This window comes from Methanobrevibacter sp. V74 (assembly GCF_963082495.1).
Taxonomy (GTDB): Archaea; Methanobacteriota; Methanobacteria; order Methanobacteriales; family Methanobacteriaceae; genus Methanocatella.
The window spans coordinates 322,692-345,702 of the sequence record NZ_CAUJAN010000002.1; the positions used below are offsets into that span (position 1 = coordinate 322,692).

The 23,011-nt window shown below is 30.9% G+C and carries 17 protein-coding genes and 1 pseudogene; 13 read left to right on the forward strand and 5 right to left on the reverse strand.

From position 1 onward, the window contains the following. Nucleotides 1-142: 142 nt before the first annotated feature. The gene (gene gatA / locus Q9969_RS04245; RefSeq protein ID WP_305554810.1) at nt 143-1,513 is read right to left on the reverse strand and encodes an Asp-tRNA(Asn)/Glu-tRNA(Gln) amidotransferase subunit GatA; all 1,371 of its coding nucleotides are present in this window, start codon (nt 1,511-1,513) and stop codon (nt 143-145) included. Between the two features lie 268 nt (nt 1,514-1,781). On the opposite strand from gatA, the gene Q9969_RS04250 reads away from it, so the two are divergent. After that, a complete protein-coding gene (locus Q9969_RS04250) occupies nt 1,782-2,576 on the forward strand; it encodes an HAD family hydrolase (RefSeq protein WP_305514319.1) in 795 nt (264 codons plus the stop codon). 63 nt (nt 2,577-2,639) lie between these two features. On the opposite strand, the gene Q9969_RS04255 is transcribed toward Q9969_RS04250, so the two are convergent. Beyond that, nucleotides 2,640-3,320, reverse strand: coding sequence for a sugar phosphate isomerase/epimerase family protein (locus tag Q9969_RS04255; protein ID WP_305554813.1), 681 nt, complete (start codon nt 3,318-3,320; stop codon nt 2,640-2,642). A gap of 97 nt (nt 3,321-3,417) precedes the next feature. Here Q9969_RS04255 and Q9969_RS04260 point away from each other — a divergent pair, with 97 nt between their 5' ends. After that, nucleotides 3,418-4,947, forward strand: a complete 1,530-nt coding sequence (locus Q9969_RS04260) for a 2-isopropylmalate synthase (RefSeq protein WP_305554816.1) — start codon at nt 3,418-3,420, stop codon at nt 4,945-4,947. Between the two features lie 138 nt (nt 4,948-5,085). Here the strand turns inward: Q9969_RS04260 and Q9969_RS04265 are convergent, their stop codons facing one another. Next, nucleotides 5,086-5,742 carry a PHP domain-containing protein gene (locus Q9969_RS04265; RefSeq protein WP_305554820.1) on the reverse strand — a complete coding sequence of 219 codons (657 nt, stop codon included), beginning with the start codon at nt 5,740-5,742 and terminating at the stop codon, nt 5,086-5,088. A 5-nt stretch (nt 5,743-5,747) separates the two neighbouring features. Further along, entirely contained in the window at nt 5,748-6,776 is a 1,029-nt protein-coding gene (locus tag Q9969_RS04270; RefSeq protein WP_305554823.1) for a DUF1786 domain-containing protein, read from the reverse strand. A gap of 93 nt (nt 6,777-6,869) precedes the next feature. Between Q9969_RS04270 and Q9969_RS04275 the strand changes: the two genes are divergently transcribed. The 3 genes and pseudogenes from Q9969_RS04275 (at nt 6,870) to Q9969_RS04285 (ending at nt 10,073) form a co-directional block, all read left to right on the forward strand. Further along, complete coding sequence (locus Q9969_RS04275; RefSeq protein WP_305554826.1) at nt 6,870-8,171, forward strand: TrpB-like pyridoxal phosphate-dependent enzyme; 1,302 nt, start codon at nt 6,870-6,872, stop codon at nt 8,169-8,171. 418 nt (nt 8,172-8,589) lie between these two features. Then, nucleotides 8,590-9,354 (forward strand): annotated as a pseudogene (locus Q9969_RS04280) (ParA family protein); the annotation flags it as partial. 101 nt (nt 9,355-9,455) lie between these two features. Beyond that, nucleotides 9,456-10,073, forward strand: coding sequence for an AAA family ATPase (locus tag Q9969_RS04285; RefSeq protein WP_305554829.1), 618 nt, complete (start codon nt 9,456-9,458; stop codon nt 10,071-10,073). 153 nt (nt 10,074-10,226) lie between these two features. Here Q9969_RS04285 and Q9969_RS04290 read toward each other — a convergent pair whose 3' ends face one another. Next, the gene (locus tag Q9969_RS04290; protein WP_342766053.1) at nt 10,227-11,339 is read right to left on the reverse strand and encodes a radical SAM protein; all 1,113 of its coding nucleotides are present in this window, start codon (nt 11,337-11,339) and stop codon (nt 10,227-10,229) included. 122 nt (nt 11,340-11,461) lie between these two features. On the opposite strand from Q9969_RS04290, the gene ilvD reads away from it, so the two are divergent. The 8 genes from ilvD (at nt 11,462) to Q9969_RS04330 (ending at nt 22,991) form a co-directional block, all read left to right on the forward strand. Beyond that, nucleotides 11,462-13,111 (forward strand): dihydroxy-acid dehydratase, encoded by a 1,650-nt coding sequence (gene ilvD / locus Q9969_RS04295; protein ID WP_305554835.1) that lies wholly within the window; start codon nt 11,462-11,464, stop codon nt 13,109-13,111. A 7-nt stretch (nt 13,112-13,118) separates the two neighbouring features. Next, nucleotides 13,119-14,396, forward strand: a complete 1,278-nt coding sequence (hisD, locus tag Q9969_RS04300; protein WP_305554838.1) for a histidinol dehydrogenase — start codon at nt 13,119-13,121, stop codon at nt 14,394-14,396. A gap of 96 nt (nt 14,397-14,492) precedes the next feature. Next, on the forward strand, nt 14,493-14,624 hold the full coding sequence (locus Q9969_RS04305) for a hypothetical protein (protein WP_305554841.1): 132 nt from the start codon (nt 14,493-14,495) through the stop codon (nt 14,622-14,624). 942 nt (nt 14,625-15,566) lie between these two features. Then, a complete protein-coding gene (locus Q9969_RS04310; protein ID WP_305554844.1) occupies nt 15,567-15,989 on the forward strand; it encodes a hypothetical protein in 423 nt (140 codons plus the stop codon). 155 nt (nt 15,990-16,144) lie between these two features. Beyond that, on the forward strand, nt 16,145-17,053 hold the full coding sequence (locus Q9969_RS04315; RefSeq protein ID WP_305554847.1) for a hypothetical protein: 909 nt from the start codon (nt 16,145-16,147) through the stop codon (nt 17,051-17,053). Next, nucleotides 17,046-18,353, forward strand: a complete 1,308-nt coding sequence (locus tag Q9969_RS04320; protein ID WP_305554850.1) for a DUF11 domain-containing protein — start codon at nt 17,046-17,048, stop codon at nt 18,351-18,353. Before Q9969_RS04315 ends, Q9969_RS04320 begins: the two co-directional genes overlap by 8 nt. Before the next feature lie 1,085 nt (nt 18,354-19,438). After that, nucleotides 19,439-19,633, forward strand: a complete 195-nt coding sequence (locus tag Q9969_RS04325; protein WP_305554853.1) for a hypothetical protein — start codon at nt 19,439-19,441, stop codon at nt 19,631-19,633. Then, nucleotides 19,575-22,991, forward strand: a complete 3,417-nt coding sequence (locus tag Q9969_RS04330) for a hypothetical protein (protein ID WP_305554856.1) — start codon at nt 19,575-19,577, stop codon at nt 22,989-22,991. Before Q9969_RS04325 ends, Q9969_RS04330 begins: the two co-directional genes overlap by 59 nt. Nucleotides 22,992-23,011: the final 20 nt, after the last annotated feature.

Sequence of the window (23,011 nt, forward strand, 5' to 3'; positions counted from 1 at the left end):
TTATTCATTAGTACGACAGCAGTTCTTTTGATAAAATAAAAGGAATAATGGATTATCTATAAATCAATTAATTAAAAAAATATGCAGATGGGAAAGTCCCATCAGAGTAATATTGCTTTTGAAGACAAAACTTTGAAATGGTTTATTTTGTGTTTTCAAAAACACTCATGGCCTTAATAATTTTTAAATCATCTAATGGTTTTGCTTGAATTTGCAAACCAACAGGAATAGAATCCACTTCACCTGCAGGGATGCTTGCTGCCGGAATACCTGCTAGATTGGCTATCACTGTTAAAATATCGTAGGCATACATTTCCATAGGCTCTAACTTTTCACCAATTTCATGAGGAAGTTTAGGAACAGTAGGACCAACAATTAAATCAACATTTTCAAGCATTGAGGTAATTTCTCCTCTGATTACAGACCTTGCTTTTAATGCCTGTTTATAATATTTTCCACTAAATTCAGCTTCTGCAATATGTGAACCAATTTTAATTCTTCTTAATACTTCATTTCCACATACATCTTCGATTCTAGAACCATAATCCCTTCCATCATATTTTCTAGTAGCAGAGAAGAATTCTACATAGTTAATTAAGTAGTAAGTAGGTAAACACAAATCAATATAATCAAAACTCATTTCAACAAGTTCAGCACCAGCTTCAACTAATTTATTAATGGCTTTATTTACAGTTGCGTTAATTTCATCATCTGTAACCTCAATAAATTCTTTACATACAGCTATTTTCATACCTTCTAAGGAAGTGTCTTTTAATACTTCAGTAAAGTCCGGTTTATCCCAGTTGAGAGTTGTACATTCAGTTTGGTCATATTTTGCAATAGTATTTAATGCTAGTGCAATTCCACTCACATCATTTGCCAAAGGTCCAATTTGATCCAGACTCATTGATAAGTCAAGTAAACCTTGTCTTGAAACAGCACCATATGTTGGTTTGAATCCAATAACACCACAGTGAGATGCAGGATTTCTAATGGATCCTCCAGTATCCGAACCAATGGATATATCACACATTTGAGCTGCAATAGCTGCCGCACAACCACCAGAGGAACCTCCAGGAATCCTGCCCATGGCCGCCGGGTTTTGAGTAGGTCCATAGTAAGAAGTTTCGGTTGAACTTCCTGCTGCAAATTCATCCATATTCAATATACCAATGATTATACCATCTTCAGAAAGGATTTCTTCAACAGCAGTTGCGTTATAACTTCCAATATAATCTTCTAAGGTTTTGGAAGCTGCAGAAATAATTAAATCTTCAACATTAATGTTTGCTTTTATACCAAATACTAATCCAGCCAAAGTACCAACTTCATCGCCTTTTGCTATTTTTTCATCAATAGCTTCCGCTTGTTTCAATGCATTTTCTTTGTTTAATTCAATAAATGCATTAATTTCTTCGTTATTTTCATCGATAACTTTAATGAAACCTTCAACATTTTCTTTAGCTGTCATTTCTCCATGTTTAATGGAGTTTAATTTTTCAATAACGTTCATTAAAACACCTTAATAATCGTAAATTATAATACTATTACTCTATTTTTCAAGGTTTATAAAGTTGCTTTTTTACACTCATTTAGTCTTGTGACAGATTATTTTTTGATTAATTTACCCACTTAAATCATTTCAAGATAGTGGATGTATTGGCTTTAAATTATAAAAATCAACCAAAACGTCATGAAAAACTTGTTTAAAGAAATCACCTAGTTTTTAAATGAAAACTTTTTCACAAATTTTAAATATTTTTTTAAATAGTATTATAATCATGAAAAAGGCAGTGGTGTTTGATAACTCAGGAACATTGATTGAAAGGTATAGGGTTATTAAAGATGTGTTAAATGGTAATGTATTTACGGATATTAATTCTTTGGAAATTATAGAAGCGGCAGACGCTCTTGCTTTAGTTGTTCTTCAATTCAATACTAACAAACTCTTGGAACTTGATCAAAATACTTTAATTTCAGATGTTATTAAACAATTCAATATTGATTTTGACATTAGTTTCTCTACCAAGCAGGTTTCTAAGGCGGAAGTTAAAGAAATTCTTGACAATGAAAAAACAGCTGCAATCTATGATATCACCGACGGATTCGATATTTTACGTGAAAAGATTCCTACTATGGAATTGTGCAACGGGTCAGCTTTAATTGTTGACATGGATTTGGGCCAGGTTGCATATACCATTACTTCAGCAGGCAAATTTTTCCCAAAAGTTTTAGAAACGATTGAAATATTAAAGTCCCGCGGCATTGAAATATATATTGCATCAGGAGATAGAAAGGGAGCAATTAATAAATTGGCTAACATGTTAGATGTTCCCGAAGAAAATGCATATGGAACTGTTTCTACAAGAGGCAAATGTGAAGTTGTTTCTATTCTAAAAGAAGGAGGTTATAAAGTCATGATGGTTGGAGATGGTCTTAATGATATTTTAGCCTTTAAAAAAGCGGATATTAGTGTTTTAACAATCGAGCAACAGGAAGAAGTATCTCCAAAGATGTTGGATAAGACGGATTATGTTATAAATGATATTTTTGAAGTCACCAATATTGATTTTTAACTTTATTTTTTTAGCTATTTTAACTTATAACTTATATCTAATAACTTATAAAAAAATAATTAATTATAAGTTTTCAATGACTTTTTTACTTTTTAAGACATTATCAAAGTTGTTTAATTCGATAATTGCTGTATCTATTTTTTTAAGCAAATTCAAATCAAGTGTACCTTTGCCTAAGGTAATATGTTGATCTTTTTTACCATCATTATCATTTAAGTGACAATAGCTGATATTTTTTAAAGATAACATTTCTTCAAGGTTTCCGCATGTGTTTCCATGACCGGTGTCAATTGTCAAACAGCACCCAGTTTCTTTTTGAATCATCTCAATTTCTTCAACTTTATTGCCTAAAAATTTTCCATTGACCGGCATGTTTTCAACCGAAATTTCAACATTGGTATTGTCAATTATCTCCCCAATACTTTCAACAGCATATTCAAGTGCCCATTTCCTAAGATGAGGCTCATTTCTTCCAATGATTCCAGGATGCACAGTTATTGTATTCGCATTAATGCTTTCAGCATAGTGTCCACATTCAATCATTTGTTTAACACTTTCCAGTCTTATCCCTTTGTTTAGACTTGCTATGTTTATGTCAACTGTTGCAGCATGAATTCTCACATCAAGACCGCAGTCTTTAAACTCACCATTGTCATTTTCATAAAAGGGATCTTCACCTAAAATCTCAATTATTTCAAATCCGTGTTTTTTTGCCAGGTCTATGATTTTATTGTTATCTTCCATGAACACAGCTAGTGTTGTAAAACCAAGTTTCATATTAATGTATTTGTAATGTATTTATATTAAATTATTATATAATATTCTTAAAGGTGGAGTATTTATGAAAAATATAGAAACATTAAAAAAAGAAAATATGAATTTGTCTGAAAAAATTTATATTTTTGATACAACCTTAAGAGACGGTGAGCAGACACCCGGTGTTGCACTAACTGTTGATGAGAAAATCCAAATCGCTCAAAAACTCAATAACTTAGGGGTTGATAAAATAGAAGTGGGGTTTCCAGCTTCTTCAAAAGGCGAAATTGAATCTGCAAGAAAAATCAAATCTCTAGATTTGGATTCTACTTTGGTTGGTCTTTCAAGGTCTCTTAAAAGTGATGTTGATGCAGTTCTTGATGCTGATTTAGAATATATTCATACTTTTATAGGTACTTCCCCATTGCATCGTGATTATAAATTGAAAATGTCTAAATCAGAAATTATAGCAAAAGCTTGCGAGGCTGTTGAATATGGAAAAGACCATGGTTTGACTGTTGAGTTTTCAGCTGAAGATGCAACAAGAACAGAAAGGGATTTTTTAGTTGAAGTTTACAGAGAGGTTGTAAGTTCAGGAGCTGACTTTTTAGATGTTCCTGACACAGTCGGTATTTTAACTCCAATTTTAACTCATGAATTAATCACAGATTTAAAGGATAGTTTCAAAATCCCTTTAAGTGTCCATTTCCACAATGATTTTGGTTTAGCAACTGCAAATACTTTGACAGCTATTGAATGCGGTGTTAATCAGGCACATGTCACTGTCAATGGTTTAGGTGAGAGAACAGGTAATTGCTCTTTAGAGGAGTTAGTCATGACTCTTAAAGCTTCATATGATATTGATTTGGGACTTGATACAACAAGATTATATAGTTTATCTAATTTGGTTGGACGTTTAACCGGAGTAAAAATGCCTGTTAACAAACCTATTGTTGGAGCCAATGCTTTTGCCCATGAATCTGGCATTCATGTTCATGGTATTTTAAATAATGCTTCTACTTATGAACCAATGTCACCTGAAATGGTAGGTCATTCTAGAAGAATCGTTTTAGGAAAACATACTGGAGCCAATGCTTTAAAATCAAAATTAAAAAAATATCACATTGATTTAAATGATAAGCAATTTGAAAAGGTTTTCAGTGAAATTAAATCTTTAGGGGATAGTGGCAAATGTGTTACTGATGATGATTTGGTTGCTATTGCCATTACTGAACTTGGATCTGCTCGTGAAACTCCAATCATTATGAAAGGTTTAAGCATTTCAATGGGAGGCAATGTTTCTCCCACTGCAACAGTTAAATTGGAAATTGATGGGAATGAAAAAGAGGCTTCAAGCACTGGTGTAGGTCCGGTTGATGCCGCTTTAAATGCAATTCGTTTATTGGTTAAGGACACCGTTGATATTAAACTTGAAGAATATAATCTAGAAGCTATCACCGGAGGTACTGATGCATTAGCTGAGGTATTCGTTATCAGTTCAGATTCAGATGACAACAAATCAACCGGCAGATCCACTAATCAGGACATTGTTATGGCCAGTATTTTAGCAGTTCTTGATTCCATGAATAAATTATTGTTAATTAAAAGAGCGTAATTTAGATATTTTCATGCATGCACTTAGAACAAACAGGATATGTTTAAATGTTATTTTAATTCTGATTTTAAAAATAGAATGAAGCAATAATGTATTATATGGTGTTGATGAGGGTTATAAGATAAACAAAGAGTTTTATCAAAATCTCTTTAATACATTTCTTTCAAAGAGGTATTTTGAAAGCAATATGTTTGAAGTTCCTTTTCCATGAGCCTCTACATTACTTTTTAATATAGCTTTTAAGACACTGTCTATATCTTTTTCACAATCAATTAAACTAAAACAATCACCGACAAATTTCCAGTAGTGTGCATCACTAGCACCTAATGTTGGAATGTTTTCCTTTTTTGCTAATTTTTTTGCTTTATTGTTGCAATATCCAATAATAAATCTTGCATTTTTAGTTTCTATCGCATCAATTTTCAAGTTCTTGTAATCAATTTTACATAAAAGGCCGTGTCTATAAAAACAATATGGATGAGGTATTATTGCAAGACCTCCCAAATCATGAATTTTATCTATTGTTTCTTCAGGTGATAAGTCTCTAGGTATGTTTTCCTCACACCCGAAACCAAGAATATGGCCGAGTGTGGAAGAGATTTCTATTGACGGAATTGCTAGTATATCGGTGTTCCTAGTTTTTGCCAAAACTTCGCTAGTTCCATCAACGGTATTGTGATCACTTATAGCTATTATGTCAATATTTTCCTTTTGTGCGGTTTTTAAAATATCATCAATTTTTGAGTTGGAATCGGGAGAGTATTCACTGTGAATATGGGAGTCCATCTTAAGCATTTTATCTATCCTTGAATTGTTTTAATCAAGCCAATTGTTCCGGTCATCATAACATCTCCACCGGGAGCAGCATGATGCCAATCTAGATTTGTTTTTTCTATTAGCTCTCTTTTAGGTCCGCTAACAATAACTCTCTCAATTTTTGATATTGGATTTAATACATGTGCGCCATGTCCATGGTCATTATAAACTTCTTCATTAGTAATTTCACCAGAAGCTAAACGTTTTATGTATCTTTCAAGGGATTCGTCTGTTAAACTGGAGGTATGATGTTCAAATACTCCTTGAATTTTACCATCTTCGATTGATGCTGCTGTTGTATGGCCATTTCCAATATCTATTACAATAAAACTATTTAATTTTTTAGCTACTTCGTCAAAACACATTCCAGCTATTGAAGCAAATTTTGTATCCATTAATAATGGTGTTTTAGTGATGCCTTCATTTTTCAAGATTCTTCGCACAGCCTGCATTCTTGTCAAATATTCAGGTAAATTGTCTCTAAATCCAAATTCCAATGGGGAAATAGGTTCTGAGATTTTTTCTCTTATTTTTTCGAATCTAAAATCTCTGTCTCCCATATTTTCATTATAACCATGATCCTGTACTGCAATTGCAATTTCATCAAAATCAAATTCCAAATCATATCCAAGTAAAAATTTGGATAATTTTGTAATGTTTATATCTCCCATGGAGATTTTTGAATAGGTCGAATAATCTTTTGAATCATCTGATAGTTCTATTCCAAATGATTTAACCTGTTCTAGGTTGTCACGAATTGTCTTAGCACACACAGGTTCCATTACTACATTATAACCTTTATCCATGTGCTCTAAAATAGAACGTTTAATTTTTCCTCCACCCATTATTTCTCCTTCAAAGTAAATGTCATTTTCAATTTCTCTTATTTGTTGAGAGATATATAGGTGAGGGGATGGAAGAACAAGTTTAATAGCGTTTTCTAATTCTTTTTCACTATCATAAATCATCATATCTTGAGTTCCAGTTCCAACATCAATAGCTAAAATTCTCATGGTTAAACATTATTGTTGTTTATATTATTAATAATTAAAGTGTACACATTTGTACAACAAACCTTTATATAGTACATTAATGTAATTATTAGTATGAATTACAAAATAACTTTAAACTCAAATGAAGTGCCTAAGGAATGGTACAATATTAATGCTGACTTACCTGTTGAACTTCCAATGCCTAAAAATAGTGAAGGAAGAGATCAAATTGCTTCACTTCAAAAAGCATTTACCAGAGCAGGTTTAGAACAAGAGTTTTCACAAGAAAGATATATCAAAATACCTAAAGAGGTTAGAAAACTTTACATGCAAATGGGAAGGCCTTCTCCTTTATTTAGAGCTACTAAATTGGAAGAGTACCTCAATACTCCTGCTAAAATTTATTATAAACGGGAAGATACTTCTCCAACGGGTTCGCATAAGCTAAATTCAGCAATACCTCAAGCATACTTTGCCAAAAAAGAGGGTGTTGAAAGATTGACTACTGAAACCGGTGCAGGACAATGGGGAACCGCTTTATCTCTTGCATGTAACCTTTTAGATTTAGATTGTACAGTTTACATGGTTAAAGTTTCCTTTAATCAAAAGCCTGATAGAAAAAATATCATGAATATCTATAACGGTAACGTTTATGCATCCCCTAGTGAAAATACTAAGATTGGACGTGAAATTTTAGCCAAAAATCCTGATCACCCAGGTTCACTTGGTGTTGCAATTTCAGAAGCTATGGAAGAAGCACTGGAAAATGAAGAAGTCAAATACACATTAGGCAGTGTTCTTAACCATGTAATGCTACATCAATCAATCATTGGTCAAGAACTTAAAAAACAATTGGAAATTGCAGATGAAACTCCAGATGTCATGATTGCTTGTGCTGGTGGTGGAAGTAATCTTTCTGGGTTTTTATTCCCGTTTATAAAAGATAAAATCGATGGCAAATCAGATACCCAGTTCATTGCTGTTGAACCAAGTGCTTGCCCTACATTAACCAAAGGTAGTTATGAATATGATTTTGGTGATGTAAGTGGATTTACTCCAATGCTTAAGATGTTCACGTTAGGCCACGACTTTGTAGCTCCAGCAGTTCATGCTGGTGGATTAAGATACCATGGAATGTCTCCACAGGTTTCCCTTTTAACTAAAGAAGGGTATATTGAACCTAGATCTGCCCATCAAAGAGAGGTATTTGAAGCAGGAATTACTTTTGCTCGCAATGAAGGTGTTCTACCTGCTCCTGAAACTACTCATGCTATTAAAATAGCCATTGATGAGGCATTGAAATGTAAAAAAACTGGTGAGGAAAAAACTATTGTTGTAAACTTCTCCGGTCATGGAATGTTAGATTTAAAAGGATATGCTAGCTATTTTGAAGGTAATATGCCTGATGCTAAATAATCCTTTTTTATTTTTTTATATTTTTTTAGTTATAACTTATAACTTTTAACTTATTACTTTTAATTCATTAGTTATAACTTATAAGTGTTAACGAATAACTAATAACTTATTTGTGAAAACAAATAATTTATAAGGAAGAAGTTATAAAATATAACTTATTTGTTAAAAGTTAGTTATGATAAGTTATTTCTTAAAACTTATTTTTTATAATTTAGAAGTTTTAACTTAAAACTTAATTCCTATCCCTTAGAAGTTAGAACTGATAAGTTATTTCATTTAAGTTTTAAATTGAAAGATATGACTTATTTCTTTTAACTTATACTGGATAACTTAAATGTTATTCTTTAGCATTTTGAATTTTTAAGTTATAACTCATAACTATTAACTTAAAACTTATCAAATTTAGGAGAATTCTTTAATGAGTGAAGTAATTGCAGTGATGAATCAAAAAGGAGGATGCGGTAAGACAACAACTGTTGTAAATACTGCAACATCCCTAGCGGTAATGGGTGAATCTGTTTTAGTTGTGGACATGGATCCTCAAGCTAATGCTACTACAAGTTTTGGCATTGATAAAACTAAAATAGAAAATACAATATATGATGCTATCATTGGGGATATAAATGTAAAAAAAGCAACAATTCCTACGTTTATTAAAAATTTGTTTATTATCCCAAGTAACATATCCCTTAGTGGTGCCGGAATGGAGCTTTCTCAACGTGAAAATTATCATATAATTTTAAAAGAAACTCTTGAAGAGGTTGTACCATTATTTGACTATATATTCATCGATTTACCTCCTTCATTAGGTGTAATAACCGTTAATGCATTAGTAGCTTCCGATAGTGTATTAATCCCTATTCAAGCTGAGTATTATGCACTTGAAGGGGTAGCAGATTTAATTAATACAATAAAATTAGTTGAAAAAAGACTTAGAAGTCCCACTCCAATTAAAGGAATTCTCCTCACTCTATTTGATAAAAGAACTCGACTTAGTAAAGACGTTTACAAAGAACTTAAAAATTATTTTGGCGGAACTGATCTGCTGTTTAAAACTATCATTCCAAGAAATATTAGATTAGCTGAAGCACCTAGTTTCGGTAAACCTTGTTTAGTTTACGATCCAGAAAGTACTGGAACAAAAGCGTATCTTAGATTAGCTAAAGAAATTATTCAAAGAGATGAAAACCTTAGTTTGAATGAAGCTAAATCAAAAATAGATATTAATGACAAGTCTCAATCTAAAATTGTAAAAAATTCAGAAAAGAGTGAGAGTGGTGCATAATGGTTAGAAAAGGACTTGGAAAAGGTTTAGATTCATTAATTCCAGATTTTTATAATGAAGATTTTGATAGTAATTCACCTCAATCTCTTGAAGACATGCTTAAAGAAAATGATGATGATGCTGTTGATGATATAGAAAATAAACAAGATGCTGTTGAAGAAGTTAAGGATATAAAATCTACACAAGACGATATCGAGAATACAGAATCTAAACAAGAGGATAAAGAAGAAATTGTAGCCGATAGTGATGATAAAAAAGATAATTCAACTTCAGAAGGAAGTGGAGGAGTCAAAGAAGAGAGTCCAGAGGAAAAAACAGATGAAGAAACTCAAGAGGGCAGTGAATCATCTGAAAATTTATCTGGTGATAAAAGCAGTGAAGGTTCTCTACAAACATCACATGAACTTGAAATCCAACAAAAACATGTAGAAGAAGTTAAAAAGATTGTTGATAAAAATCCAAGGATTACCTTATGGTCTTCAAAATCTTCTGCGGTATTTAGATATTTAAGAAAAACTGAGCCGGAATTTAGCATTTCTAAAGAAGCTTCTGTTTTAATTGAAGAAGTTGTTTCTAAAAAATATCCTGAAATTTGGGCATTATTCGATGAAAATTAAATGTATCGTATAATATGTTTTACACTTGAAATCATTATCAATAGATTTAATATAATCTATTGTTTCTAATTTTTTTTCTATTATTTCATTAATTTAATGATAAATTATTTTAAAAACATTTTTCTCTAAAACTCATTTAATAATACCCACAGTCTAAAAACCAAAAGTTGTTTGATATTCGCCACTTATTTTTATATAAGGTTCAGCTCTATCAACTACAACACCTAATTTTCTCAACTGTTCTTTATTGGAGAATGGTATTTTTTTACGAATAGATATGATTTCACGAGCTGATTTCATACCAATTCCTGGAACTCTTATCAATTCTATAAGTGGAGCTCTGTTGATTTCTACAGGGAAAATATTCATATTTTCTGCAGCTAGAATTTTCGGATCTTGGGTTAATAATAAATTATCATTATCATCAAAAACTAACTCTTTAACATCGTAGTGATAGTCATTCAGTAAACTATCAGCATTATAAAGTTTTGATGTTCTATCAGTTGAACATGATTCTTTATTTGAAAATTCAGTTTCTTGAACAGGAGTAAATGCTGAGAAATATGTTCTTTTTAATTCTGATTTTTTGTATATTTTTTCCATTCTACTAAGTATTTCCCTATCACTTTCATTGTTTGCTCCAATAATTAATTGTGTAGTGTGAGTAGAATTTGGATATGTGGTGCTTTTATGTTGTAGATTATTTATCCAGGATAATCTTTTCAATATATCTTTATTATAATCCTTTGTAGATGATAGTTCTGCAAGTCCTGAAGGTGTTGCAGCTTCAATATTTATACTAACTCTGTTTGCTAGAGCCATTGCTCTTTTAATTGAGTCTTTACTTGCTCCAGGTACTATTTTTAAATGAATATAATCATCATATCCATATTTTTTCCTTAAAAGATGGACAGTTTCTATTTGGTTTTCCATAGTAGATTCTACATCACTTGAAATTCCCGAACTTAAAAACAATCCATTAACTAATCCTCTGTTATAATATCCAAGAAATGCTTTTGCAAGCTCTTCAGGTGAAAGTTCTAATCTGGTAAAATTTCTTTTTGATTGGTTAATGCAGTATTTACAATCATTTTTACATTTATTAGTTTGCAGTGTTTTGAAAAGAGGAATCTTACATCCATTATGACCAATAGCTTCATATATTCCTGGAAGATTTACTTGTGAGCTTTTATGATGACTTACATAGTCACATAAATCATATTGTGCCGAATCTGTTAGAATTTTCATTTTTTCTAGTGTGGTCATAAGTAATAATATGTGTTCTTATATTTAATTAATGTTTTTGAAAGAGCCATGTTTTTTTTGCAAATATTTTAAAACATATTAATTCCATATATAATACTGAATTGATTAAATTGTGTGATTAAATGAAAAGTGATAGTGTAAAAAATGGAATTCAAAGAGCCCCACATAGGTCTTTATTAAGAGCGTGTGGTTTAAAAGATGATGATTTTGAAAAACCATTTATTGGTATTGCTAATAGTTTCACTGATATTGTACCGGGACATATTCACTTAAGAGAACTGGTTGAATTTGTAAAAGATGGAATTGAAGCTGCTGGAGGAATTCCATTTGAATTCGACACAATGGCAGTTTGTGATGGAATTAGTATGAACCATGAAGGAATGAAATATTCCCTTCCTTCACGTGAAATTATTGCAGCTACGGTAGAGTCTATGACTAAAGGCCATGCTTTTGATGGTTTGGTTTTAATTCCAAGTTGTGATAAGGTTGTTCCTGGAATGATTATGGGTGCAGCAAGAGTGAATGTTCCGTCAATTGTTGTAACTGGAGGACCTATGGAATCTGGAGAATATGATGGCAAACCAGCAGATTTAATTACTGTATTTGAAGCTGTTGGTGCACATGCTGCAGGTAAAATGTCTGAAGAAGAAGTACTTGAACTTGAAAGATGTGCTTGTCCTGGAGCTGGAAGTTGTTCTGGACTGTTTACAGCTAATACGATGGCTTGCATAACTGAAACATTTGGCCTATCTCTTCCAAATTGCGCTACAACACATGCAAGAACTGAAGAAAACAATCAAATTGCTTACAACTCCGGTCGCCAAATAATTGAATTGGTTAAACAAGATATTAAACCGTCAGATATTTTAACCCAAGAATCTTTCAACAATGCTATTGCAGTTGATATGGCCTTAGGCGGATCATCTAATACTGCTTTACATATTCCAGCTATTGCTAGTGAAGTTGAAGGTTTAAGTGTTGATTTGGATTTATTTGATGAAATTTCAAGAAACGTACCTCATATCACTCTTATTTCCCCTGCTGGTGAAGATTCAATGATGGATTTGCACTTAGCTGGTGGTATTCAGGCTGTTCTTAAAACTCTTGGAGATAAAATTAACACAGATCAATTAACCGTAACAGGTAAAACCATTAAAGAAAACTTAAAAACTGTTGAAAATAAAAACACTGATGTAATCCATACATTAGATAATCCGGTTCATGCTGATGGAGGTATTGCAATTCTTAAAGGTAATTTAGCACCTAATGGTAGTGTTGTTAAAAAAGGTGCTGTTGCAGACCATTTAATGCATCTTAAAGGACCTGCTAAAGTTTATGACTCTGAAGAAGAGGTTACAAAAGCTATATTTGGTCATGAAATCGGTGAAGGTGACATTGTAGTTATTAGATATGAGGGTCCAAAAGGAGGTCCGGGCATGCGTGAAATGTTAAATCCAACATCTGCCCTTGCAGGAATGAATATTAAAGATGTAGGATTAATAACTGATGGAAGATTTTCTGGAGGAACTCGTGGGCCATGTATTGGCCATGTATCTCCTGAAACAAGAGAAAATGGACCAATTGCAGCAATTCAAAATGGAGATATAATTGAAATTGATATTGAAAACAGATCTATCAATGTAGAATTATCTGATGAAGAAATTGAAGCAAGATTAAAAGATGTAAAACACCCTGAAAGTGATGTTTCAGGTTGGTTAGCGTTATATCAAAAATTAGTTCACTCAGCAGACACTGGAGCTATTTTAAGGTAGTGTCAAAATGGAAATATTAAAATACTCTGAAATCAATTTACAAGAGACTGTTAAAAGGTCGGAACAAGACGTCAACAATGTTTTAGGCACCGTATCTGAAATTTTAGAAAATGTTCGTGTAGATAAGGATCAAGCTATTCGCAAATATACAGAAAAATTTGATGGCGTACTAATAGAAAATTTAAAAGTATCAAAAGATGAAATTAAAGAGGCTTATGATACTTTAGATGATGAATTATTGACTGCCTTAAAAAATGCAGCATCAAACATTGAAAAATTTCACAAAAAGCAAATTCCAACTGAATGGGAAATGAAAGTAAATCCAGGAATTGTTGCAGGGCAAATTGTAAGGCCTATTAACTCAGCCGGCTGTTACATACCCGGCGGTAGAGCTGCTTATCCTTCTTCAATATTGATGACTGTAATACCTGCTAAAATCGCAGGAGTTGAAAAGGTGGTATGTGTAACTCCACCTCAAAAAGATGGCAAAATATTAGATGCTATTTTAGTGGCTGCTGATATTGCAGGTGCTGATGAAATTTATAAGGTTGGTGGAGCACAGGCTATTGCTGCACTGGCTTATGGAACCGAATCTGTTTGTCAAGTAGAAAAAATTGTAGGGCCAGGAAATATATTCGTTACTGCCGCTAAAAAATTAGTTTATGGACAAGTAGATATCGAGTTTCCAGCAGGTCCATCAGAAGTCTTAATTTTAGCTGATGAGTCTGCAAATCCTGAATTTTTAGCCACAGATATATTAGCTCAAGCAGAACATGACCCTAATGCTTCCTGCTTTTTAGTAACTGATAGTGAAAATTTGGCTTTTGAAGTTGATGAACATGTTAAAAAACTAACGGAAATTGCACCTAGACGTGAAATTATAGAGGAATCACTGTCTAAAAGCGGAAAAATTATTATTACAGATACTTTTGATGAAGCTATTCAGGTTACAAATGAATATGCTCCCGAACATTTAATCATAACTACTAAAAATGATGATGAAATCCTATCATGCATTAACAATGCAGGTTCTATCTTTTTAGGAGCTTATTCTCCTGTTGCCGCTGGAGATTATGGGTCCGGTACAAACCATGTTCTTCCAACCGGAGGGGGAGCTAAAATGTATTCAGGTCTTTCAACTGAAGCTTTTATTAAAAAACCAACTGTTCAAAGATTAACTAAAGATGGTTTAAAAGAATTGTCTAAAACATCTGTTCCTATTGCTGAGTATGAGGGTTTCTTTGCTCATGCAAATTCATTTAAAACAAGATTAAGAGACGATTAATTGGGTTTTGAACATATTGATATTGAAGATATGGGTGAGGATGATTTAATTAGGAGCGATATGAAACAGAACTAATTTCCAATTTTAATTACACATTTGCCAAGATCAGATAAATGCATTGAAATCATTGAAGAGTTATTTGACCTTGGCGGAAATTCCTTTGTTATGGTACATGCTGCTGGTGCAGCCTTTTATAAATTCACATTCCATAAAATGCAGAGCCAATGAAAACCCGTTGGAAATATACTGTCACTGTCTATTGCTATGATGGCACTGTTTATTTAAATATTTATATTCTATATTTAATACTTCAAAATAACACTACCAAAATATAAAACGAATTTAAGAACCATAAATGGATAATGTGGTGGATAAATCTACGAAACAGATGTATTGAAAGAAATTCCCCCCATAAAAAACCCAAAAATCAATCAAAAAATGAAAATACATCATGATAATTTTTGGTATACCAAAAAACTAACAAAATTGACAATCCTTTTTAAAAAAACAATGTCAAAATCAAGAAAACAAATTTTCAAGATAACACAGGGTATTTTAAAACGAATTTATCCCAAAAATTTAATTTGGAATGAAAATCGAATAATTAATTTTAAAAATCCACAAAATTTTTGAAAGTGCTTTATAATCCGAAAGATTTAATTACTTTGAAAACATATGGATAATCGAAAAATAAGTATTTTTATTATTCATATTAATATTTATTCTTCATTTAAATTATATAACACATGTTTTTTTAATACGATGTGAAATTTCAAATACAATATTGGCACTTGAATTTAAAAATACTTTTCATTAAATTGAGTAAAAATAAAAAAATTAATATCAAAAAATAATAAAAATTGTTAGTCATTCACAAAAATAGAATTTTTAAAAAACTTTTTGCAATAATCAAATAATATTTTATAAAACCTTACTTTTAATATTTATAATAGAAAGGATTGTACTGTAACGGTGCATTCCCTGTTATATATATTAAACTGAGATTGTTTAATTAAATTAACAAAATATGAGGATTTTAAAATTAGATTAAAAAAATTAATTATATTAATCGTAATATTTTCTTTTGTTTTTTGTATCATATCTACAGCATCTGCAACAGATATTAACAATTTAACTAATGATGATATATCAACTATGAATGCACCAATTATGGATGAAAAAAATGAGCATAGTCCCCTTTTATCTAGAAATGAAGGTTCTTTTACTGATTTAAAAGAATTAATTAATCAAAATACTAATGGTACTTTAGATTTATATAGGAATTATAAATTTAATAGTCATGTTGACAGTAGTTTGAGTAATGGAATTGAAATTAATAAGAATTTGGTTATAAATGGAAATAACTTTGTCATTGACGGTAATCATGAAAGTACTATATTTAAAAATTCAAGATCTATTAATTATTTAATTATTAATAACTTGTCTTTAATTAATGCTAATTCTAATGTATGGGGAGGAGCATGTAATTTTATTAGTGTAAAAAATAATATCACTTTTAATAATGTAAATTTTACAAATAATTTCGCTAAATTTGTGCTGGAGCTATTTATGCACCAGCATGTACAGATGTAACCCTTATCAATTCATATTTCAATAATAATTCTGTTAATCCTCTCCCCATTAATGGAGGATATGGAGGAGTCATTATTGCAAATAATAATTTAAAAATTAGTAATTGCTATTTTATTAATAATTTTGCAAACCGTGATGGAGGAGTTATTTATACTATGACTGGACGTAATTTGACAATTAACAATAGTAGATTTATCAATAATTCCGCAAAATCTTATGGAAACATTTTCTTTGGAGGATCAATTAATATTAATAGTTCTATTTTTATTAACAACTTCGCAGAAAGAGGAGGAGTTGTTTATAGTAGTAGTGGATTTATTAATATTTCAAACTCCGAGTTTGATAATAATTTTTCAAGGGGAGAAAATATAAGTTATGGGGGCTGTATTTATGCAGAAGGATATTATAATCAATCAATAGATATTACAAATTCTAAATTTACCAATAACTCTGTAATAAGTAACCGAGATTGTTATGGGGGGTGTATTTTTGGAGGGAAATATGTTAATATTACCAACACCGAATTTACCAATAACTCTGCCCAATCTAAAACAAACACAAGTTATTCAGGAGTTATTTGGACTAGTTATTTAAGTTTAAATAATTCAACCTTTGTAAATAATAGTGGTCCTTCATCAATTATACAGTCTACTGTATTAATCATGTCAGATTCTTTTATTGAAGGAAACATTGCAGAGTATCGTGCAATAATTAAAGCAACTAATAGTACAGTTACAAATTCATGCATCTCAAACAATCATGGCAGATATGGTATTTTGTACACTGAGAAAGGACAAATTTCAAATTCAAAATTTAAAAATAATATTGCGGGAAAAAGTGCAGGAGTAACTGCCGATAATATATCAATTTTTAATTCTACTTTTACAGACAATATTGGAAATTTTGCTGGTGCGGTTCTTTCAATAAACGCTATTATTTCTGATTCTAATTTTACCAATAATCAAGGATATTTATCTAAAGACATTATTGCATTAACTCAATTAAATTCTATTAATAATTTATTTGATGATGCTAAAGTTTATAAGAGTTGGGGATGTGAATAATACTAAAATCTTAGATAATGGAACCTTAAAAATCTTTAATTTTTCCATTGCATTAACTCCGCTAGGACAGTCTATTTTAACATATAATTGTAGTTATGTTAATCCAACTGATCTTATAATCAGCAAGGTTGCTAATGAATCATGTGTTCTTAATGGTTCTTTAGTGTCTTGGAACATTACTGTCTGGAACAACGGCAGTATTGATGCATTTGATGTAATTGTAAATGATACATTGCCAGAAGGATTTATATTAAAAAATAGTTCTAGTAATCTTATTTGGAATATTGGAACTTTACTTGCAGGTAATAGTATATCTTTCACTATAGAAACCATAGCTATTAAAGTAGGAAATTGGACGAATATTGCGAAAGTAACTACAAGCACACTAGAAACTAACTATACAAACAATGAGGATAATGATACCGTTCAAGTAATCAAACCTGATATTGCTGTTGAGAAATTATCTTTGAATAAAACTGTTTATATTAGTAATCAGACTGTGTTTACAATTATTGTTCGCAATACTGGTGATTGTGATTTGGGCAATGTCTTTGTTGTTGAAAAAATTCCTAAAGGTTTAGTTTACAATTCATTTAAAGGTATTAATTGGTCTTATAATAATAGTCGATTTATATATGGTGGAATTTTAAAAGTTGGCAAGTCTGTTAGCTTTAATATAGTCTTTGACACGGTTAGTCCAGGTAATTGGACCAATGTTGTTGTTGCAGGTTCAAATGGAACAGGTAACAAAACCGCTAATAATACTACTGAAGTTTATAAACCTGGCCTAAATGTGGAAAAAATCACTTTAAATCCAGTAGTGAATGTTGGCGAAATTACTTCATTTAAAATTATCGTAACTAATACTGGGGATTGTAAACTTGGAAATGTTTTTGTACATGAGGATAGCTATAAAGGTTTAAAATTCCATAGTTTCTTTGGTAATAACTGGAAACAAAAAGGAGATAATTTCTATTATCAGGGGATTTTAAACCCTGGTGAGTCAGCATCATTTATCGTATCATTTACTACTTTAACGCCTGGAAATTTCACAAACATTGTTACTGCTGGTTCAAACATTACTGCTAATAAAACCGCTGAAAATAAAACCGAAGTAATTAAAGAAAATCCTCATAACCCAAATAATAAAACTATAATAATTAAAGAGAATCATACTAAAACAGATAATGGCCATGATATTAAAGTGCATACTTCAAGAGCAACAGGTAATCCATTATTCGCATTATTCCTGGTTCTATTAATGATTAGTATGACTTCTGTTAGAAAATTTAAAAAATAAAACATAAATTTTAAGAGTATCTTTTTTAAAACTCTTAATTTTTTATTCTTTCAATATTCGCCAATTTTACACTCTCCTTTCACCTGTAAGTTATAAAATTATTAGAAAATCAATCACTCTCAGATATAAAAGCTTTATTTACAATTTAAAAGATAAAATTGAAGAACACAAGCAAACATTGAAATGCCTTTTAAAAAACCACGCTAAAATCCAGAAAAGGAATATTTAAGACAGCATGAGGTGTTTTAAAATGAATTGGCCTCAAAGATTTAATTTGGAATGACAATCGTAAACATGATTTTAAAAATCAACAAAGTTTTGAAATAGGCATCGATTTATTTATATATATGAAAGTATAGATGTTTATAATAGTTATAATATCTTTATGGATTTTGTATACTTATATAAAAAAAGTTAATATGAATTATATAATTGTAGGGATGCTTTTGAAAATTAAACATTTTGCTTTTTTATGATTTGTATATTATATGAATTAATTATAATTGGTCGAGCTTTTTTATATGAATTGGACAGATAAATATAAATCAATATTTTATAGCGATATTATTAATGTGTATTCAGATTCGGATGATTGAATTTCAAAAAAATTTTATATTATCTTTATTATTTTAATATAGGATATTATTCTGGTTAGGCTAGTAAAAATAATATGATTACTAATTGTCTCATTTAATATATGTTTTAATGATTGCTAAGAAAAGGTGACAATAAAAATATTATTAAGTAATTGTCTATTATATAAAAATAAAGATGAGATTTTTTATATCATGATTTAATAAATATAGAAATTGTAAATAATCATATTGTTCTTATTTTTTAGAGTGTTTTTTATATAAACTATTATATGTTCATTGTTTCTTTTTTTTTATTTGAGTTATATGATTTTTCATGTTTTCTTATTGTAACTAATTATTATATAACAATATTTTATTTGACTAATCATTTTTAGTTTAGAATAATGTTTGTTTAATTAATAATCATTATAATTATTAAATAATGAGGTTTTAAGTATAATGTTAATAAATAATAAGAGTGTCATGTATTTGTCGTGTTTGCTATTACTTTTGTTTTTAGTATCAGCTGTAGCAGCACAAGATACAAACATGACGAATAATAATGAGGATCTTACAACAAGTAATACTGATAGTGTTGTAAGTGTTCAAAATGATGATCCCTCTTCCAATGGTTTGACAACGAATAATGGTCAAAATACCTCGAGGGGGGGGGGGCGCGAGCATTTTAAAAGCTCCCTCAAATAATGAAAATCTAAGAGCGGCAAATATTCATGTAACAGGAACTACTTTTGCAGATATACAAGCTGCAATTAATTCTGCTAGTTCTGGAGATAATATTTTTCTAGATGGGAAGGTTTATTCTATTGGTTCTGGGCATCCTATTGTTGTTAATAAAATTTTGAATATTTATGGTGGTAGTAGTGTGTCAGACCCAACAATGGCAGTGTTAGATTCTTTATCTAGGGATCATGTAATTCGTGTAACTGCTAACAATGTTTGTCTTAAATATTTAACAATTACAAATGGTCTTTCTTTAAAAAATAGTTATCAAAATTATTATAATGGTGGTGGGTTGCGAGTATGGGGTAATTCACAATTGTCATCTTTAAATAATTTTAAGTTAATAAATTGCATCATACAAAACTGTAAGTCTATGCCTTCCTCAATTCCGATTAATAAATATTATTCTGGTGGTGGGGCATATATTGTATCTGATAATTTTTTAATTCAGAATTGTGAGTTTAAAAATTGTAGTGTATATAATGTTGGTGGAGGATTTTATGCGAGGGGTAATGGTAATGTGTTAAACTGCACATTCAAAGATAATCACCAAGTGGCTGGTGCAGGTACAGGATTCCAAATAAATTTACCCGCATCTCATTTTGGACAGGTATATGTTGATAATTGTAAGTTTGATAATAATTACAATGAAAGAGGACATGGTGCATCAATTTGTTTTGTAGGAACTAGTAGTAAAGTTCATGTTAATAATTCTGTTTTTACTAATAATTTTGTTGGTCTTGGAGATTTAAATCATTGTGGGGGAGGAGGCATTCTTTTCCATTATGGTGGTGGAGCCTACAACTGTACTTTTATTAATAATACTGCACTCGAACATGGTGGAGCAATATCAGGTCTTTCCACTGAAGATGTTAATTTAGAGATTGTTGATTGTAGGTTTATTAATAATACTTCTCCTGAAGGTGCTGCTATATATATTAATGGTAATGGTGTTAAAGTTGATTCTTGTAACTTTACTGGGAATAATGCAAGTAATTTTGGTGCAGGTATCTATGTTAGAGGGGATCGTGCAGAAATAACTAATTCTATTTTTAATGAGAATATTGCAACAAGTGGTGCTGGTGTTTATGTTCAAGGTATTAATGCTAAAATTTTGAATTCAAACTTCACAGATAATAATGCATTTAATGTTGCTGGTGGAGTATTTATAAAAGGAAGTAATGCTCTTGTTAATACATGTAATTTTAATGATAATCTTGCTGTTGATGGGGGTGGTGTTTATATTGATGGTGCTTCTGCTCAGGTTCGGAATTCCAATTTCACAGGTAATAATGCTTCTAATCGTGGTGGTGGAGTATTTATAAAAGGAAGTAATGCTGTTTTATATAGTAATAATTTCACTTGTAATCATGCTAATCCTTCTGATATGATGCCGAATGGTATTGATGGTCTTGGTGGAGGATTATTTATTGATGGTAATAATAACCAAATATTAAAATCTATTTTCAACTATAATACTGCTCGTAATGGGTCTGCTATTTATACTAATGGTATAAATGCTATTATTAAGGATACTGTTTTGCTTCAAAATCAGGCATGGAGTTACTTGTTGACTACTGTCGCTGCACCTCCAAGTAGCATTTACAATACTGCTGATGAGAATATTACTATGGTGCTTGTTGGTGGTGATAATATTGCAAATGCAATTTATAATAATGTATTACCTAGCCAAATCTCATTTTACACTGTAACTTATTCAACATCTAGATATGGTACCAAAACTACTACTCTTAGTGAAGTTCACCCTGTATGGGGTGCTGAAAACAGTAATGGTGGAAGACTATTGTATCAGGATAGTCGTGAGGATTATCAGACAATCATATTACGGGTGATTAATGATGAAACAGGACAGATTGTTTATAACAATATTAATTTGAAAACTGATATTTATGGTAATGTTACTGTGATTATTCCTAAAGGTTTACAACCAGAAAATTATACTGTTTATGCTTCTCACCCTGAAGATTCGTTATATAAAGCAATTAACAATACAACTAAATTCAGAATAATACCTGTCGTTGATGTTAGTGTTACTAAAAACAGTGACAAAAACCTTTATGTATTAGGTGAAAACGTAATCTACACTATTGTAGTTACAAATAATGGTCCAAACATTGCTCATAATGTTACTTTGTGTGATGTTTTGCCAAGCACACTTACTTTAATATCCTTAAATAATGTTGGTTATGATAGCAGTACTGGTGTTTGGTATATTGGAACAATGAATGTTGGAGCAAGTGTAACTTTAACAATTACTGCAAAAACAACTACTCTCGGAACTGTAAACAATATTGTAACTGTATCTAGTTATGAAAATGATACTAATTTAACTAATAACCAAGCTAATAAAACTATTAATGTTGTTATTTATGGTGGTAAAACTGTTAATAATCCATATCCAACTTTAAGTGAAACTATCCAATATAACTTGACTATTAGAAATACTGGTAATACACTATATCAACACGATATAGAGATTGAGGATTTCTTGCCTGATGGTGTTACTTTCAAAAGTTTCACTTTTACTAACGCTAGTCTTGTTAATTATAATTGGGGAGGTAATCATTATTATTTCACTATAACTGATATTAATGGTAATACTACTGCTGTTATTACCATAAATGCTGTAGTTAATAAAAATGGTACTTGGACCAATACTATGCTTTTAGGTGGTCGCAATTATACTGCTAATATTACTGTTGTAGATATCGAGAAAACTGTGAATAATTCTAATCCTGTTGTGGGTGAGGTTATTGAGTATAATTTGACTGTTAATAATACTGGTAGTGTTGTTATTTCTGATAATGTTACTTTGGTTGATTCATTGCCTGATGGTCTTGTTTATGCTGGTGATTATAGTGTTGTTGGTGGTAAGGTTGTTAAGTTCGCGCAATCTGGTAATAAGTTGATTTGGGTTGTTAGTGATATTGCTCCTGGTAGTTCTATGATCATTACTGTTAAGGTTAAGGTTGTTAGGGATGGTAGTTGGACTAATAATTTGACTTTGAATGGTAATTTTACTGTTAATGCTACTGTTACTACTGTTAATCCAATTAAGACTGTGAATAATTCTAATCCTGTTGTGGGTGAGGTTATTGAGTATAATTTGACTGTTAATAATACTGGTAGTGTTGTTATTTCTGATAATGTTACTTTGGTTGATTCATTGCCTGATGGTCTTGTTTATGCTGGTGATTATAGTGTTGTTGGTGGTAAGGTTGTTAAGTTCGCGCAATCTGGTAATAAGTTGATTTGGGTTGTTAGTGATATTGCTCCTGGTAGTTCTATGATCATTCACTGATAAGGTTAAGGTTGTTAGGG